This window comes from Streptomyces sp. NPDC002776, from assembly GCF_053592195.1.
Genome location: NZ_JBSFVG010000017.1, coordinates 45,501 through 62,401 on the forward strand (window position 1 = coordinate 45,501; position 16,901 = coordinate 62,401).

At 71.1% G+C, this 16,901-nt stretch carries 12 protein-coding genes and 1 pseudogene; 6 read left to right on the plus strand and 7 right to left on the minus strand.

Annotated elements, in window-relative coordinates; all coding sequences use genetic code 11:
* The first annotated feature begins 137 nt into the window (after positions 1-137).
* A complete protein-coding gene (locus ACWD11_RS28505) occupies positions 138-929 on the plus strand; it encodes an aldo/keto reductase (protein WP_389420815.1) in 792 nt (263 codons plus the stop codon).
* 45 nt (positions 930-974) lie between these two features.
* Here the strand turns inward: ACWD11_RS28505 and ACWD11_RS28510 are convergent, their stop codons facing one another.
* Positions 975-1,676 carry an SDR family oxidoreductase gene (locus ACWD11_RS28510; protein ID WP_451286390.1) on the minus strand — a complete coding sequence of 234 codons (702 nt, stop codon included), beginning with the start codon at positions 1,674-1,676 and terminating at the stop codon, positions 975-977.
* Positions 1,677-1,878: 202 nt separating this feature from the next.
* Between ACWD11_RS28510 and ACWD11_RS28515 the strand changes: the two genes are divergently transcribed.
* Complete coding sequence (locus ACWD11_RS28515) at positions 1,879-2,175, plus strand: hypothetical protein (protein WP_451286392.1); 297 nt, start codon at positions 1,879-1,881, stop codon at positions 2,173-2,175.
* 9 nt (positions 2,176-2,184) lie between these two features.
* On the opposite strand, the gene ACWD11_RS28520 is transcribed toward ACWD11_RS28515, so the two are convergent.
* Positions 2,185-3,060 (minus strand): class I SAM-dependent methyltransferase, encoded by an 876-nt coding sequence (locus tag ACWD11_RS28520; RefSeq protein WP_451286394.1) that lies wholly within the window; start codon positions 3,058-3,060, stop codon positions 2,185-2,187.
* A gap of 127 nt (positions 3,061-3,187) precedes the next feature.
* Entirely contained in the window at positions 3,188-4,894 is a 1,707-nt protein-coding gene (locus ACWD11_RS28525) for a glycoside hydrolase family 6 protein (protein ID WP_451286396.1), read from the minus strand.
* Positions 4,895-5,383: 489 nt separating this feature from the next.
* On the opposite strand from ACWD11_RS28525, the gene ACWD11_RS28530 reads away from it, so the two are divergent.
* Positions 5,384-8,302 carry a glycoside hydrolase family 48 protein gene (locus tag ACWD11_RS28530; protein ID WP_451286398.1) on the plus strand — a complete coding sequence of 973 codons (2,919 nt, stop codon included), beginning with the start codon at positions 5,384-5,386 and terminating at the stop codon, positions 8,300-8,302.
* 184 nt (positions 8,303-8,486) lie between these two features.
* Positions 8,487-11,147 carry a cellulose binding domain-containing protein gene (locus ACWD11_RS28535; protein ID WP_451286400.1) on the plus strand — a complete coding sequence of 887 codons (2,661 nt, stop codon included), beginning with the start codon at positions 8,487-8,489 and terminating at the stop codon, positions 11,145-11,147.
* Positions 11,148-11,182: 35 nt separating this feature from the next.
* Here ACWD11_RS28535 and ACWD11_RS28540 read toward each other — a convergent pair.
* From ACWD11_RS28540 to ACWD11_RS28550, 3 genes and pseudogenes are all read right to left on the minus strand, one after another.
* Positions 11,183-13,036: pseudogene (locus tag ACWD11_RS28540) on the minus strand (rhamnogalacturonan lyase); the annotation flags it as partial.
* A 311-nt stretch (positions 13,037-13,347) separates the two neighbouring features.
* Positions 13,348-14,097: a class I SAM-dependent methyltransferase gene (locus tag ACWD11_RS28545; RefSeq protein ID WP_451286402.1), complete on the minus strand. Its 750-nt coding sequence runs from the start codon at positions 14,095-14,097 to the stop codon at positions 13,348-13,350.
* 7 nt (positions 14,098-14,104) lie between these two features.
* The gene (locus ACWD11_RS28550) at positions 14,105-14,410 is read right to left on the minus strand and encodes a 4a-hydroxytetrahydrobiopterin dehydratase (protein ID WP_451286404.1); all 306 of its coding nucleotides are present in this window, start codon (positions 14,408-14,410) and stop codon (positions 14,105-14,107) included.
* Positions 14,411-14,527: 117 nt separating this feature from the next.
* On the opposite strand from ACWD11_RS28550, the gene ACWD11_RS28555 reads away from it, so the two are divergent.
* Positions 14,528-15,328, plus strand: a complete 801-nt coding sequence (locus tag ACWD11_RS28555) for a helix-turn-helix domain-containing protein (protein WP_389420795.1) — start codon at positions 14,528-14,530, stop codon at positions 15,326-15,328.
* Here the strand turns inward: ACWD11_RS28555 and ACWD11_RS28560 are convergent.
* On the minus strand, positions 15,310-15,735 hold the full coding sequence (locus ACWD11_RS28560; protein ID WP_451286406.1) for a hypothetical protein: 426 nt from the start codon (positions 15,733-15,735) through the stop codon (positions 15,310-15,312). The genes ACWD11_RS28555 and ACWD11_RS28560 overlap by 19 nt on opposite strands.
* A 229-nt stretch (positions 15,736-15,964) precedes the next feature.
* On the opposite strand from ACWD11_RS28560, the gene ACWD11_RS28565 reads away from it, so the two are divergent.
* Entirely contained in the window at positions 15,965-16,828 is an 864-nt protein-coding gene (locus tag ACWD11_RS28565) for a helix-turn-helix domain-containing protein (RefSeq protein ID WP_389420793.1), read from the plus strand.
* Positions 16,829-16,901: the final 73 nt, after the last annotated feature.

The following is a 16,901-nucleotide window of genomic DNA, read 5'->3' on the forward strand; positions in this document are numbered from 1 at the left end:
ACTCCGGACGGATTGCGCGATCAGGAATGCATCGCGGCCCGTGATCGTTGACGATGGGAGTACCACTTGACGACAACCGTAAGGATCACGAGCTCGTGAGCAAGGTTCCCCCGATCATCCTCAACAACGGCGTCGAGATGCCCCAGCTGGGCTTCGGCGTCTGGCAGGTGCCGGACGACGAGGCGGAGCAGGCGGTCAGCACGGCTCTGGAGGCCGGGTACCGCAGCATCGACACAGCGGCGATCTACGGCAATGAGGAGGGCACCGGCAAGGCCATCACCGCCTCCGGCGTCCCCCGCGAGGACCTCTTCGTCACCACCAAGCTCTGGAACTCCGAGCAGGGGTACGACACCACCCTGCGCGCCTTCGACACGTCGCTGGCCAAGCTCGGCCTGGACTACGTGGACCTGTACCTCATCCACTGGCCGCTGCCGGCCCGGGACACCTACGTCGACACCTACAAGGCGTTCGAGAAGCTGCACGCCGACGGCCGCATCAAGGCGATCGGCGTGTCCAACTTCCTGCCGGAGCACCTGGAGCGGCTGATCGGCGAGACGTCCGTCGTCCCGGCCGTCAACCAGATCGAGCTGCACCCGCACCTCCAGCAGCACGCCTCCCGCACGTTCCACGCGGAGCACGGCATCGCCACCGAGGCCTGGTCGCCGCTCGGCCAGGGCAAGGGCCTGCTGGAGGTCCCGGCGATCGTGGCCATCGCCCGCAAGCACGACCGCACCCCGGCCCAGGTCGTGCTGCGCTGGCACCTCCAGCTCGGCAATGTGGTGATCCCGAAGTCGGTCACCCCGTCCCGGATCCAGGAGAACATCGACGTGTTCGACTTCCGCCTGGACGACGAGGACCTGGCGGCGATCAGCGCGCTGAACGAGGACCGCCGGATCGGTCCGGACCCGGCGACGTTCGACGTCGTCTGACGCGTGCGGCGCGGGCGGTCCGGGTCACCGGACCGCCCGGGCCGGTCAGTTGGGCTGTCCGACCGGCCGTACGACGACGGTGTTGACGTCGACCCCGTCCGGCTGGCGGATCGCCCAGACGATCGAGTCGGCGAGTTGGTCGGCGGTGAGCAGATGCCCGGGCGGCAGGCTGCCGTAGCTGTCCCAGAACGGCGTCTCCACCCTGCCCGGCGCGATCAGCGTCACGCCGACGCCCCACTCGGTCACCTCACGGCGGGTGTTCTCGGCGAGCCCGGTCACCGCCCACTTGGTCGCGCCGTAGAGGTTGCCCGGCGTGTGCACGAACCCGGCGACACTGCCGACCAGCACGATCCGGCCCCGGGTCTCCTTCAGGGCGTCGATCGAGGCGCGGATGAGCAGCGCCGGTCCGAGGACATTGGTCAGGATCATCTCCGGCCAGCCGGCCGGGTCCCCCTCGGCGACCGAGTCGTGGGTGGCGATGCCGGCGTTGGCGACGACCGTGTCGAGGCGCCCGAACCGCTTCAGCGTGGTGTCCACCGCGCCCTGGATGTGCTCGTGGTCCGCGGCGTCCCCGACGATCGTCAACAGCCCCTCGGGATCGCCGAGTTCCTCGGCGAAGCCGCGCAGCCGGGCCTCTCCGCGGCCGGTGACGGCCACCCGGTGCCCGGCGTCCAGCAGCCGACGCGCCACGGCGGCGCCGATGCCGCTGCCGCCGCCGGTGATGAGTGCGACCGGAGAGTCGGTCATGGTTACCCCCTGTTGTCGTTCGGTGAGGGGGAGTTCATCAGTTGCAGCGCTCTCCAAGTCAAGGGCGGTCGCCGCAGGTCTCGCGGTACGGCACCGAGGGCAGACGGCGGCGCCACTCGGTCTCCCTCACCCCACCCGCAGCCCGGGCACACACCTCGGCCGACGCCGACGCGATCGTGTTCATGCCGTCCCGGCGCCGGGTGTGGAGACCCTGGCCGACCCGTCGTCCGTGCACGGCCTGCGCGATGTGGCGCTGAAGGGCTCGCCGTCCGGCTCGCGCACGCTGTACGGCACGGAGTTGCCCGCCCCGGAGATCCGCGCCCGCCTGCTCGCGGCGCGCCGCGTGGTGTCGGTCCGCGATCCGGCCGGGCAGCCCGTCGACCGGACGGCTCAGGAGAGCACCAAACGCCGGGTGCTCGACCGGTACTTCGTGGAGTGCGGCACCCGCAGCCTCCAGGGCGCGCGCGTCACCGTCCACGCCCGGCCGGGCGGCTGCTGAGCGCCGGGATCAGGCCGGGCGCACCGCGGTGTGCACCGTACGGGCGGCCAGGACGAACAGGTCCGGGCGGTGGTGCACGCTCGCCTTGTCGTCCGGGTCCAGGAGCCGGTCGAGGGTGGCCCGGTCGGTGGCGTCGAGGGCGTCACCGCAGGTCTCCCGGAACCGGCCGAAGGTGTCCGCGGCGACCGCGCGCGCCCGGTCGGGCGCCGGAGCGGGCAGGTCGAGCAGGAAGGTCCTCGAGCCCGTGGGCCTCAGTCCGGCGGCCGACATCAGCGCCCGCCAGTCCTCGGCCACCGCGACACTGCCCGGCAGCCCGGCCCGCATCTCGCTGAACCAGTCCTCCTGCAACGCGTCGAGCCGCGCCTGAAGGCCCGGCCGGCCGATGCCGAAGTCGCGGGGCAGGAAGCGGGTGGGCAGACCGCCCTCCACCAGGGCGAGCGTGCCACCGGCCGCCAGCCGCTCGGCGTAGGCCGCGAGGGCCGCCTGCTGGTCGCCGAGGTGATGCAGGCTGTAGCTGGCCCAGATCAGGTCGGCCGGATAGTCCAGCTCGGCCATGGCGTCCGGGAGGTCGCCGGCGATCGTGCCGAAGCGGTCCGCGACCCCGAGCCGCTCCGCGCGGGCGCGGGCCCGCTCCAGCAGTGGCCCGGAGCCGTCGACCGCGACGACCCGGGCACCGGGGAAGGCGTCGGCGAGCATGCAGGAGACGACACCGGGGCCGCTGCCCGCGTCGACGATCAGACCCGGCTCGGACTGCTTTCCGCCCAGCCAGGCGAGCGCGTGCTCGGTCAGCGGCGTGTACAGCTCGGCCTGGGTCTCCAGGTGCCCGGCCATGTCGGCCCAGTCGATGTCGGTGTGGTCGTGGTGGTGCGCGTGCTGGTGCGCCATGGTGGTCAGCCTCTCCTCCGGTTGGCGCCAGCGTGCGCCGACGCACCGTCGAAAGGCAAACGATGTTGCCGCAACCGCAAAAGGGTGCCGGGGCCCGGCCCTCCCGGGCCCCGGCGAGGTCCGCCGCTTACGGCAGCGGCGGGTAGGCGTTCCGCATCAGCTGCTGGAACTGGGCGGAGAACCAGTGCCCGGACACCGGGGCGTCCGGAAGGGCGCCGGAGAGGTTGTTGCCGTTGCGGGCGTTGCCGGTGTACGTCGGGTCGCACATCCGGTCGAAGCCCTTGCCCTCGTCGTTCGGGATCGCCCGGCTGGCGCCGTCGGACTCACCCGGCGGCTTCATCCACACGTAGGCGTCGATCCCGGCGGCCGGGGCGGCCTGGGGTCGCTCGCCGAGGCCCGCTCCGGACTGGTTGCACCAGTTGCCGATGTGGATGCGGCGGTCGTAGCGGCCGCCGTCGATGTAGGTGTCGACGCTGGTCGTCGCCCCGGGACCGGCGGGCCGGGCCGAGCCGCCCCAGCCGTTGCGGGAGGTGTCGATCAGCATGCCGATGCTGCTGTTGAAGCCGACGGTGACCAGCTGGTTGCGGAAGGCCTGGGCAAAGGACAGCTCGTCCACGTACCGGTTCCAGTCGACCCACTTCGACTCGCGGACCGACTTGCCGGCCACGGTGTCGTTGACGGTGAAGTTGTTCTCCTTCAGGGCGCTGTAGTTGGCGGTGTTGGTGATGAAGCCGTGGACGTCGTTCACGGTCGCGCCCTCGGCGGTCGCGGCCTCCTTGAACACCTGGGCGGACGGCGCGAAGTTGTCGTCCCAGCCGATCCAGCCGTGGTGCCCGGCGTCCACGTAGTTGTAGACGTTGGGCACGTCACCGAGCTCGCTGAGCGCGTAGCCGACGCCCTTGACGTAGTTGCCGTTGGCCTTCATCACGTCGCACTGCGCAGTGGCCGTCGGGCGGCTGCCGGTGTTGGTGACGAGGTTGGGCAGGGAGTCGATCTCGACGGTGGTGACGATCCGCAGCCCGGCGTACTTGGGGTCGGCGAGGATCGCGGCGATCGGGTCGATGTACTCGGTCTTGTACCGGCCGATCTCCGTCGGGCCGAGCTCGCCGTTGGAGGCGAGGGCGGCGCAGTCGCGGCCGGGCAGGTTGTAGATGACCAGCTGGACGACGAGCTCGCCGCTGCCCTTCTGCGTCAGGGCCGCGTCGAGGTGGTCGCGCAGGCCCATGCCGCCGTTCACGCCGTTGATGGCGGCGATCCGGTCGAGCCACACCCCGGTGGGCTGGTTGGAGATCCGGCTGCCGCCCGGCTCGGCGGCGGCCTTCGCGGACCACTCGGGGTTCACATAGACCTTGGCGCCGGCGTACGGGTTGTCCACGCGGTTGCCGGGATCGGGGTCCGGGCCGGTGCCGCCGCCGTCGTCGACGTTGCAGGTCACGCCGTCCAGGGTGAAGGTGGCGGGGACGGCGTTGCTGCCGCTGTAGGAGCCCTGGAAGCCGAAGCTGACCGAACCGCCGGTGCCCAGGGTGCCGTTGTAGGACTCGTTGGCGGCGGTGACGGCCGTACCGCTCTGGGTGATCTTCGCGTTCCAGCCGTTGGTGACTTTCTGGTTGCCGGCGTACGACCACTTCACCGCCCAACCGCTCTTGGCGGCGCCGTTGTTGGTGACCGTGACCGCGGTGGTGAAGCCGGTGCCCCACTGGTTCTGCACCTTGTAGTCGACGGTGCAGGGCACGGCGGTGGTGCCGACGTCGTCGGGTACGGCGGCGAACGCCGTCCCGGAGGCCCCGGCGACCAGCGCCAGGGCGGCGAGCATCGCTGTTCTGGTACGACTCATGAGTGCGGGTTCCCTCTCCGTCATGGGGTGTGGTCCGTTGCGGGATGTCATCCGTCGAGCGCGCCGAGAACACGCGGCCCGATGCCGTACGACGTGGATGTTCCGGCGCAGGAGGTGATCAGCGCGGATGACATGCGGTGCGCGCGGAGGGCTCTGGTGCACCGCCGTCACACTCGTACCGGACCATGGGGATCACTCCGGTGACGGCTAAAAGTACTGAACGCGGGGGGTGGCGCATGAGCGTCTCCTTGCAGATCAGCGCGTCGTGAGCGACGCGTCGACTGGTGGAACCGCTCCCACTGGTGCCAACGAAGTTAGCGCCAAGTGACCGTCAGGGACAGGGGAGTTGCTCGACTTTCGCTCGACGGTGGTCGTCGAATCTTTTCGACTCTTCAAGCATCTTGACCCCCCGCACACCCGTCTCCACTATGGGAGCGCTCCCACTGGTTCAAGCCTTGACTTCTCCGAGCCGCAAGGAGGAACCAGCACATGCAACCTCCACACCGAAGGCGAAGAGCGGTACGGCGTGCCTGGACGGCCGTCGTCGCCGCCCTGGCGCTTCCGTTCACGCTGCTCGCGACGGGCACCACGCCCGCCCAGGCGGCGCCGCTGCAGTGCAGCGTCGACTACAAGACCAACGACTGGGGCTCCGGCTTCACCACGAATCTGACCATCACCAACCGCGGCACCGACGTGGTCGACGGCTGGACCCTGACGTACGCCTACACGGGCAACCAGAGGCTCAGCAACGGCTGGAACGGGACCTGGTCCCAGTCCGGCCAGAACATCACGGTGAAGAACGCCCCGTACAACGGCCGGATCGCGGCAGGCGCCGCGGTCTCCACCGGGGCGCAGTTCAGCTACAGCGGCACCAACGCCGCCCCGGCCTCCTTCGCGATCAACGGCACGCGCTGCACCGGCGCCCATCAGCCCCCGATCACGGTGCTGACCAGCCCGGCCGCGGGTGCCGTGTACTCGCAGGGGGACGCGGTGCCGCTCGCGGCCACCGCCGCGGCCGCCGACAACGCCACGATCAGCAAGGTGGAGTTCTACGACGACACCCGGCTGCTGGGCACGGACACGAGCGCCCCCTTCTCGCTCTCCGTCTCCAACTTGACCGTGGGCAGCCACTCGCTGCTGGCCAAGGCGTACGACAGTCTGGGCGCGTCGGCGGAGTCCACGCCGGTCGGCATCACGGTCGCCTCGGGTCCCGCCGTGGTGGCCTCGACCAACCAACTGGCCGTACGGCAGGGCGAGACGGGCACGTTCGACATCAAGCTGTCCACGCAGCCGTCGGCCAACGTGACCGTCACCACCGCCCGCACCGGCGGGAATTCGGGTCTGTCGGTGACCGGCGGCGCCTCGCTCACCTTCACCCCGGCGAACTGGAACACCGCACAGCGCGTGACCATCACCGCGGACTCCTCCGGGACCGGCGCGGCGACCTTCGAGTCGACCGCGAACGGCCACGGCAAGGCCACGGTGACCGTCACCCAGGTGGAGGCGTCGGGTGAGTACGACGCCCGCTTCCTGGAGCTGTACGAGAAGATCACCAACCCGGCCAACGGCTACTTCTCGCCCGAGGGGATCCCCTACCACTCGGTCGAGACGCTGATCGTGGAGGCGCCGGACCACGGCCACGAGACCACCTCGGAGGCCTACAGCTACCTGCTGTGGCTGCAGGCCATGTACGGCAAGGTGACGGGCGACTGGACCAAGTTCAACGGCGCCTGGGAGATCATGGAGAAGTACATGATCCCCACCCGCGCCGACCAGCCGACCAACTCCTTCTACAACGCCTCCAAGCCCGCGACCTACGCGCCCGAGCTGGACACCCCGAACGAGTACCCGGCCCGGCTCGACGCCTCGGTCTCGGTCGGCCCGGACCCGATCGCGGCGGAGCTGAAGAGCGCGTACGGCACGGACGAGATCTACGGCATGCACTGGCTGCAGGACGTGGACAACATCTACGGCTTCGGCAACTCGCCCGGCAAGTGCGAGGCGGGCCCGTCGGACACCGGTCCGTCGTACATCAACACCTTCCAGCGCGGAGTGCAGGAGTCGGTGTGGGAGACGGTGCCGCAGCCGACCTGCGACGCCTTCAAGTACGGCGGCCCGAACGGCTACCTGGACCTGTTCACCGGTGACTCCTCCTACGCCAAGCAGTGGAAGTTCACCAACGCCCCGGACGCCGACGCGCGTGCGGTGCAGGCCGCGTACTGGGCCGACAAGTGGGCCGACGCGCAGGGCAAGGGCAGCCAGATCTCCGCGACCGTCGCCAAGGCCGCGAAGATGGGCGACTATCTGCGCTACGCCATGTACGACAAGTACTTCAAGAAGATCGGCAACTGTGTCGGTCCGTCGGCGTGCCCGGCCGGCACCGGCAAGGACTCCTCGCACTACCTGCTCTCCTGGTACTACGCCTGGGGCGGTGCCACCGACACCTCGGCGGGCTGGGCCTGGCGCATCGGCTCCAGTCACGCGCACGGCGGCTACCAGAACCCGATGGCCGCGTACGCGCTGGCCAGTTACCCCGACCTGAAGCCGAAGTCGGCGACGGGACAGGCGGACTGGGCCAAGTCCCTGGAGCGGCAGATCGAGTTCTACCGCTGGCTCCAGTCCAGCGAGGGCGCGATCGCGGGCGGGGCGACCAACAGCTGGGCGGGCCGCTACGCGACCCCGCCGGCCGGCAAGTCGACCTTCTACGGCATGTACTACGACCAGCAGCCCGTCTACCACGACCCGCCGTCCAACCAGTGGTTCGGCTTCCAGGCGTGGTCGATGGAGCGGGTGGCCGAGTACTACCAGCAGACGGGGAACGCGGCGGCCAAGGCGGTCCTCGACAAGTGGGTGGACTGGGCGATCGCGCACACCACCATCAACCCGGACGGCACCTACCGGATCCCGTCGACGCTGCAGTGGTCGGGCCAGCCCGACACCTGGAACGCCACGAACCCCGGTGCCAACACGGGCCTGCACGTCACCGTCGCCGACTACACCAACGACGTCGGTGTGGCGGCCGCGTACGCCAAGACCCTGACGTACTACGCCGACCGCTCCGGTGACACCGCGGCGGCGACGACAGCGAAGGCCCTGCTCGACGGCATGTGGGACCACCACCAGGACGCCCTGGGCATCGCCGTCCCGGAGAACCGCGCCGACTACAACCGCTTCGACGACCGCGTCCACATCCCGAGCGGCTGGACCGGAACGATGCCGAACGGCGACGCGATCAACTCCTCGTCGACGTTCGAGTCGATCCGCACGTTCTACGAGGACGACCCGGCCTGGTCGAAGATCGAGGCGTATCTGGCGGGCGGAGCGGTTCCCACGTTCACGTACCACCGTTTCTGGGCCCAGGCGGACATCGCCCTGGCCATGGGTTCGTACGCGGAGCTGCTCGAATAACCCGCCCCCGCCAGGCGCTCCACGGCGCCTGAAAGAGCCCCGCGTGCAAGGTCTCGCCACCTGACGGCGAGGCCGGACGGCCGGGCGGTCCCTTCCCGCACGGGGGACCGCCCGGCACCTCTCGCTGCACTGAGAAAGCGCTTTCCACGACCCACCGGAACTCCCCCACCGGAAAGGACTCCCCGTGCGAAGAACCCGCATCCTCACGGCCGTCCTGGCGCTCGCGGCCGGGCTGCTGTCGGGCGCGCCGCCCGCACTGGCCGCCGTCGAGCCCGCCAAGAAGACGGTGTCGATCAGCGCCGACACCTACACCTGGAAGAACGCCCGCATCGATGGCGGCGGCTTCGTCCCCGGCATCGTGTTCAACCGCACCGAGAAGAACCTCGCCTACGCCCGCACCGACATCGGCGGCGCCTACCGCTGGGTGGAGTCGTCGAAGACCTGGACCCCGCTGCTGGACTCGGTGGGCTGGGACGACTGGGGCCACACCGGCGTCGTCAGCATCGCCTCCGACGCCGTCGACCCGAACCGGGTGTACGCCGCCGTCGGCACGTACACCAACAGCTGGGACCCGGGGAACGGAGCCGTGCTGCGCTCCGCGGACCGGGGCGCCAGCTGGCAGAAGGCGAATCTGCCGTTCAAGCTGGGCGGCAACATGCCGGGCCGGGGCATGGGCGAGCGCCTGGCGGTCGACCCGCACCGCAACAGCGTGCTGTACCTGGGCGCGCCGAGCGGCAAGGGCCTGTGGCGGTCGACGGACTCCGGGGCGAGCTGGTCGCAAGTGGCGAACTTCCCCAACGTCGGCAATTACGTGCAGGATCCGAGCGACACCAGCGGCTACGCCTCCGACAACCAGGGCATCGTCTGGGTCACCTTCGACGAGTCCACCGGCACCGCCGGCAGCGCCACCCGGACGATCTACGTCGGCGTGGCCGACAAGGACAACGCCGTGTACCGCTCGACGGACGCGGGGGCGACCTGGAGCAGGGTCGCCGGGCAGCCGACCGGCTATCTCGCCCACAAGGGCGTGCTGGACGCCGAGAACGGCCACCTCTACCTGTCGTACAGCGACAAGGGAGGCCCCTACGACGGCGGCAAGGGCCGGTTGTGGCGGTACGCGACGGCGACGGGCACCTGGACCGACATCAGCCCGGTGGCGGAGGCCGACACCTACTTCGGCTTCAGCGGCCTCACCGTCGACCGGCAGGATCCGGGCACGGTGATGGCGACGGCGTACAGCTCCTGGTGGCCGGACACCCAGATCTTCCGCTCCACCGACAGCGGCGCCACCTGGACGAAGGCGTGGGACTACACGTCGTACCCCAACCGCGCCAACCGCTACACCATGGACGTCTCCTCCTCCCCTTGGCTGACCTGGGGCGCGAACCCCAGCCCGCCCGAGCAGACGCCCAAACTCGGCTGGATGACCGAGGCGTTGGAGATCGACCCGTTCGACTCCGACCGCATGATGTACGGCACCGGCGCGACGATCTACGGCACCGAGAACCTCACCGCCTGGGACAGCGGTGCCCAGTTCACCATCAAGCCGATGGTGCGGGGCCTGGAGGAGACGGCGGTCAACGACCTGATCTCTCCCCCGTCCGGCGCCCCGCTGCTCAGCGCGCTCGGTGACATCGGCGGCTTCCGCCACACGGACCTCACCAAGGTCCCCTCGATGATGTTCACGCAGCCCAACTTCACCTCGACGACCAGCCTGGACTTCGCGGAGGCCAACCCGAACACGGTGGTCCGCTCCGGCAACCTGGACTCGGGCCCGCACATCGCGTTCTCCACCGACAACGGCGCCAACTGGTTCGCCGGGACGGACCCTTCGGGTGTCTCCGGGGGCGGCACGGTCGCCGCGGCGGCGGACGGCAGCCGGTTCGTGTGGAGCCCGCAGGGCACCGGCGTCCACCACACGACCGGCTTCGGCACCTCCTGGTCGGCGTCCTCCGGCATCCCGGCGGGGGCGATCGTGGAGTCCGACCGCGTCGACCCGAAGGTCTTCTACGGCTTCAAGTCCGGGAAGTTCTACGTCAGTACGGACGGCGGAGCCACCTTCGCCGCCTCCGCCGCGACCGGGCTGCCGAGCGGTGACAGCGTCCGCTTCAAGGCGCTGCCCGGCACCAAGGGCGACGTGTGGCTGGCGGGCGGCGCGAGTGACGGCGCGTACGGGCTGTGGCGGTCGACGAACGGCGGCACGAGCTTCACGAAGCTCGCGGGCGTCGAGCAGGCCGACACCATCGGGTTCGGCAAGGCGGCGCCCGGGGCCTCGTACCAGACGCTCTACACCAGCGCGAAGATCGGCGGGGTCCGCGGCATCTTCCGCTCCACCGACCAGGGCGCCACCTGGACGCGCATCAACGACGACGCCCACCAATGGGGCTGGACGGGCGCCGCGATCACCGGTGACCCGAGGGTCTACGGCCGCGTCTACATCGCCACCAACGGCCGGGGCGTCATCTACGGGGACTCCTCCGACAGCGGCGGCGGTACGGATCCCGATCCCGGGCCGGGGCCCACGGGGGCCTGTGCGGTGACGTACAAGGTCACCAACCAGTGGCAGGGCGGCTTCCAGGCGGACGTGCGGCTGACCAACACCGGCACGAGCGCCTGGTCCGGCTGGGCGCTGGCCTGGTCCTTCCCCGACAGCCAGACGATCACGCAGATCTGGAACGCCGAGCGCACCCAGTCGGGCGCCTCGGTCACGGTGAAGAACGTCGGCTGGAACGCCAACGTGGCGGCCGGCGGGTCGGTGAACTTCGGCTTCACGGCCAACTGGTCCGGCACGAACGGCAAACCGACCACATTCAAGGTCGGCGACCAGAACTGCGCGGTGAGCTGAGACGGCGGGGGTGTGGCGATTCCGGCACACCCCCGTCGGCGGGCCGGCGGCATGCCGTTGCCGAGGTAGAAGCTCGGGTGCGGGGGCTGGTTGTACGCGGTGTTCTGCCAGGCCAGACCCGTGCGGTACACCGTGTCGTGCAGCAGGGTCGTGATCCTCGTGGTCGTCTCGTGCGGCGTCGAGTAGATCCTGAGGGCCGTGTTGTTGCTGGTCGGCCAGATGACCTCCTCGCGCCAGTCGCCGAGGATGTCACCGGACAGGGCCGGGGTCGCCTTGGTGCCGTTGTTGGAGTGGACCGAGGCGCCGGTCAGCAGCCGGGTCTCCGCCGAGGTGCCGTACTTGTCGATCCGGGTACCGTCGAGGAGTTCGCGGACCGTGTCCCCGTCCCACCAGGTAAGGAAGTTGACCGACGACGGCTCGCGCCCCTTGGTGGCGCCCGCCTCGTCCCGGATGCTCGTGTCCGAGGCCGACCAGACCTCCGCGCCGTCGTTCCCGGCCCAGACGTCCGCGGCCACTCCCCGCCCGTTGTCGCAGCAGGCGGCGAGCTTCCAACGGACCGCCCCCGCCGCGGGGTTGAGGTACACCGCGGCCGGCTGGGACGTCGACTCGGAGACCTTGTAGTACTCCAGGCCCGAGGCGGCCGGGTCGAGGTCCCCGAGGTGCTGGGCGTCCCCGTGGCCGGTCCGCGCGGTCCACAGACCGCTGCCGTTGTCGTCGACGGCCATCGAGCCGTACACGATCTCGTCCCTGCCGTCGTTGTCGACGTCCCCCACCGACAGGCTGTGCGAGCCCTGACCGTCCTACCCCTTGCCGGAGTTGGTGGAGGAACTGGTGTCGAAGGTCCAGCGGCGGGTGAAGGAGCCGCCTCGCCAGTCCCAGGCGGCGATCACGCTCCGGGTGTAGTAGCCGCGGGCCATGATCAGCGAGGGCCGGGAGCCGTCCAGGTACGCCGTGCCCGCGAGGAAGCGGTCGGCGCGGTTGCCGTAGGAGTCGCCCCAGGAGGAGACCGTGCCGCGCGCCGGGACGTAGTCCACGGACTGCATGGCCCGGCCGGTCTGCCCGTTGAACATGGTCAGGTACTCGGGTCCGGACAGCACGTACCCGCTGGAGTTGCGGTGGTCGGCCGAGGCGCTGCCGATCACCGTGCCGCCGCCGTCGACGGTGCCGTCGGCGGTCTTCATCGCGACCTCGGCCTTGCGGTCGCCGTCGTAGTCGTAGACCTGGAACTGCGTGTAGTGGGCGCCGGAGCGGATGTTGCGGCCCAGGTCGATGCGCCACAGCCGGGTGCCGTCGAGGGTGATGCCGTCGACGACCGTGTTGCCGGTGTAGCCGGACTGGGAGTTGTCCTTGGCGTTGGGCGGCTGCCACTTCAGGACCAGGTCGAGGGCGCCGTCGCCGTTCAGGTCGCCGACGGAGGCGTCGTTGGCCTCGTAGGTGTAGGCCACCCCGTCGGGTGTGGTGCCGCCGGCCGGCGGGGAGAGGGGGACGTCCTCGTATCCGGTGCGGAACTGGATCGCGTGGACGGAGTCGCCCTGCTCCACGCCGCCCACGATCGCGCGGACCGTGTAGTCGGCGTGCGCGGGGGCGCCGGAGTGGAAGTAGTTGGTGGAGCCGGTGATGGGGACCGCGTTGACCTTCGTACCGGCCCGGTAGAGGTTGAAGGAGACGCTGTCGGGGTCGGTGCCGAGCCAGCGCCAGCTGACCAGGTTGCCGCTGCCGGTGTACACGCTGACCACACCCCGGTCCAGCGCCTCGACCTGGCGTGCGGTGGCGGCCTCGGCGCGGTCGGCGACGGTGAGCGAGGTCAGCCCGGCGGCGAGGAGCGCCGCGGTGGCGCCGAGGGCGGGCAGGAGGATGCTGCGTCTGCGGTGCTTGCGCGGGTGCTGCACGAGATACCTCCCGGGAGGACGGACGGGTTCCGTTCCCCTTCAGTCGCCACCGCCGTCCGCGAAGTTGCCGCGTCGCTCGGCCGGTTCGGAGCCCCCTTCGTACGCGCGTCGCGCGCCCTGGGCCGGGTCCGCCGCCCCGGCGCCTCGCCCCGATGCAGCCGGTCCTGGAAGTCCCGCCGGTACCCGGCCCGGTACGCGGCGGGAACGACCGGGCGAGTCGAACTCCGCTGCCGTGGCAGCCGGTTGGAGTATCCGGCCGACCCGGGAGGTGCGCGGCCCCGGTCCCGCCACGACGTATCAGCGGCCCGCCCTCAGGGAGTCCCCGGCTTCCGGAACGCCCGCAGACCGAACACCGGGTCGGGGCGGCGGCGGTCCGGGTCGGGCAGGGATTCCAGCTCGGCGGCGAAGCGTTCGGTGAGGGGGGTGCCGGGCGGCAGCTGGGTGAACCAGCCCCGGCGCAGGTCGGCCGCGGTGCCACGAGGACTGCGGCCCTGACCGACGCCCCGGAACCGCGCGCCGGCGACGGGGCGCAGGCCGTGCTCGGCGGCGCGGGCCTCGACGCGGGGCGAGGCGTCCGGGGCGGACCGGCGCGGGCGCGGTGCGAGCACGGCGTCGATGTCGCTGCCGACGTCATGGGCGGCGGCCTTGTCGACGGTGGTCACGTACACCCCGCCGGGCCGCAGCACCCGGGCGCACTCGGCGACCACCGCGCCCATGTCGTCGCCCCGGTCCAATAGGTGCAGCAGCCACACACTGGTCACCGCGTCGAAGGTCCCGTCGGGGAACGGCAGCCTCCGGCTGTCCGCCAGCACGATCGCGCCGGGCAGCCGGGCGGCGGCCATCCGGGCCATCCCGTACGTCAGGTCCGCGCCCGTCACCCGCAGCGCGGGCCGCGCCGCCGCGAGCCGCCGGGTGACGATCCCGGTGCCGCAGGCCACGTCGAGGAGGGTCCGGGCGCCGTCCGGGATCAGGCCGAGGACCGCCTCGGCCGCCGCGGCGGCCCGGGGTTCGCCGCCGCGGGAGGAGTCGTAGGCGTCGGCTTCCTTGTCGTAGTCGAGCACCCGCCCCTCACTCGGCCCCGTGCCCCGGGGCCAGCTCGGCGACCCGGCGCGCCAGCTCGACGTCCTTCTCGGTGACCGCGCCGCCCGCGCTGTGCGTGTGCACGGTCAGCGAGACGGAGCGGTAGCCGAGCGTGAGGTCGGAGTGGTGGTCGAGCTCCTCCTGGACCTGGGCGATGTGGACGACCATCGCGGTGGCCGCGAAGTGCGAGGAGAGCCGGTAGGAACGGGCGAGGCGGTCCCCGTCGAGCGACCAGCCCGGCAGTTCCGCGAGACGGTCCTCGATCTCCTTCTGGGACAGCGGTTCGACGGCCATGCGCCGCTCCTTCCTGGGCTGCGGATGCCCTCCAAGACTGCCACAGAGCCAGTGCCCGGGCCCTGGTCGCAAAGGGTGGCATCGCCGGGGGGCCGGTGGGTCGTCTACGGTCGTGGCATGACCGTCACTTCCACCGACCGGGGCATCGGGCCGCTGCTGCGGGCCTGGCGGGAGCAGCGCCGGGTCAGCCAGCTGGAACTGGCGCTGCGCGCCGACTCCTCGGCCCGGCACATCAGCTTCATCGAGACAGGCCGGTCCCGGCCCAGCGAGGAGATGGTGCTGCGGCTGGCCGAGCACCTGGACGTGCCGGTCCGCGAGCGCAACGCCCTGCTGCTGGCCGCCGGTTACGCCCCGCACTACCCGGAGACGCCGCTGGACGACCCGGCGCTGGACGCCGTGCGCCAGGGTATGGAGCGGCTGATCCAGGGCTACGAGCCCTACCCGGCGATCGTGGTGGACGCGATGTACAACGTCCTGGCCGCCAACCGGGGCATCCTGATGCTGCTGGACGGCCTGCCTGAGCAGCTGCTCGCTCCGCCGCTGAACGCGATGCGGCTGACCCTCCACCCGGAGGGCCTGGCACCGCGCATCCGCAACCTCCGTGAGTGGCGCGGCCATCTGCTGGAGCAGATGCAGCGGCAGATCGCCCTGCACCGCTCGCAGCCGCTGCGCAGGCTGTACGAGGAGGTGGCGGCCTATCCGGTGCCGGAGGAGGACCCGAGCGAGGAACCCGCGGAGCCGGTCCCGTACTTCGCGCTGCCGCTCCGGATCGAGCACGGGGGACGGACGCTGTCCTTCATCTCCTCGATCTCCACCTTCAACACCCCGATGGACGTGACCGTCGCCGAGCTGGCCATCGAGACGCTGCTCCCGGCCGACCCGGCGACGGTCAAGTACCTTCAGGAACTGGTGTCCTGACGGCTTTTCAGCGCCAGATGCTGCAGGGCGGCGAACCCGGCGACGGTCAGCGCCTGCACGGCGGTCCACACGGCACCGGCCGTGGTGGGGGACAGCCACACCGCGAGGGCGAGCAGACTCAGGGCGGCCCAGGCGAAGTTGGCCTCGATCACGGCCCGGACCCCGAGCGCGGCCGGCCGGGCGCGGGAGGCGAGCAGCCCGACGCCCGCGGCGTACACCGCGAGGAAGGCTCCGAGGGCGAGCAGCAGCGCCGGTTCGACCCCGAGGAGTCGTCCCAGCGGACCGGACGCGGCCAGGTAGGCCAGGGCGTTGGTGCCCGTCACCACCGCGTCGAGGGCGAGGAACCGGCGCAGCACGGTCCCCGGCTCGGAGGTCCTGGCGAGCGCGGCAAGCTGGGTCGCGGACATGACGAATCACCCTCCGTCGGGTCAGGGTCAGGGGAGGCGGGCCCCGGATCGGAGTGCGCCGATCCGGAGCCCGGTGACCCCTACGATCCCGCGCCCCGGGGACGGGGTCGATTACCTCCCGGGTAATGCGGTTCCGGGCAGTGGTGAGCGCCTCACCGCCGAACCGGTGAGAGCGGAAGCGGAACGTGGCACACTGCACGGGTACTTCGGCGCGTAGGGGAGGCGTGGCGTGAGTGAGCGGCGGCCCGCGCCGACCGTGGGGCAAGTGGTGCTCGGCAAGCGGTTGCAGGAGCTTCGGGAGGCGGCCGGACTCAAGCGCGAGGAGGCCGCGAAGGTCCTGCGGGTGGCCCCGGCGACCGTACGGCGGATGGAGATGGCCGAGGTCTCCCTGAAGATCCCGTACGTGCAGGTGCTGCTCGACACCTACGGGGTGCCCGAGGAGGAGGCGGCCGCCTTCGTCTCCCTGGCCGAGGAGGCGAACCAGCCGGGCTGGTGGCAGCGGTACCACGACGTCCTGCCGGACTGGTTCAGCCTGTACGTGAGCCTGGAGGGCGCGGCGCGGCTCATCCGCTCCTACGAGCCGCACTTCGTGCCGGGCCTGCTGCAGACCGAGGACTATGCGCGCGGGGTGCTGGAGGCGGGCACCATCGGCCAGACCGGACCCGCGGCGATCGAGCGGCATGTGGCCCTGCGCATGGAGCGCCAGCGCCTGCTGGAGAGCCCGGACCGCCCCCACCTGTGGGTGATCATGGACGAGACGGTGCTGCGGCGGCCGGTGAGCGACCACCCTTCGGTGATGCGCGCGCAGCTGGACAAGCTGCTGGAGTTCGCCGAGCGCGACCGGGTCACCCTGCAGATCGCCGAGTTCGCCCGGGGCCCGCACCCCGGCACCTACGCCCCGTTCACCCTGTTCCGCTTCGCCGAGCCCGAGCTGCCCGACATGGTCTTCACCGAGTACCTGACCGGCGCCCTGTACCTGGACTCGCGCACCGAGGTCGCGGCGCACCTGGAGGTGCTGGACCACATGTCCACCAGTGCCGCCACCGCCGACCGCACCAGGAAGCTCCTGCGGGACCGCCGCGCGGACTTCTGAGCCCTCCCGGCTTCCCGCCCGCCCGCACCGTCTGACCCGTACGGGTGCCGTCAGCGGGTGCGCTTCCCCGCTC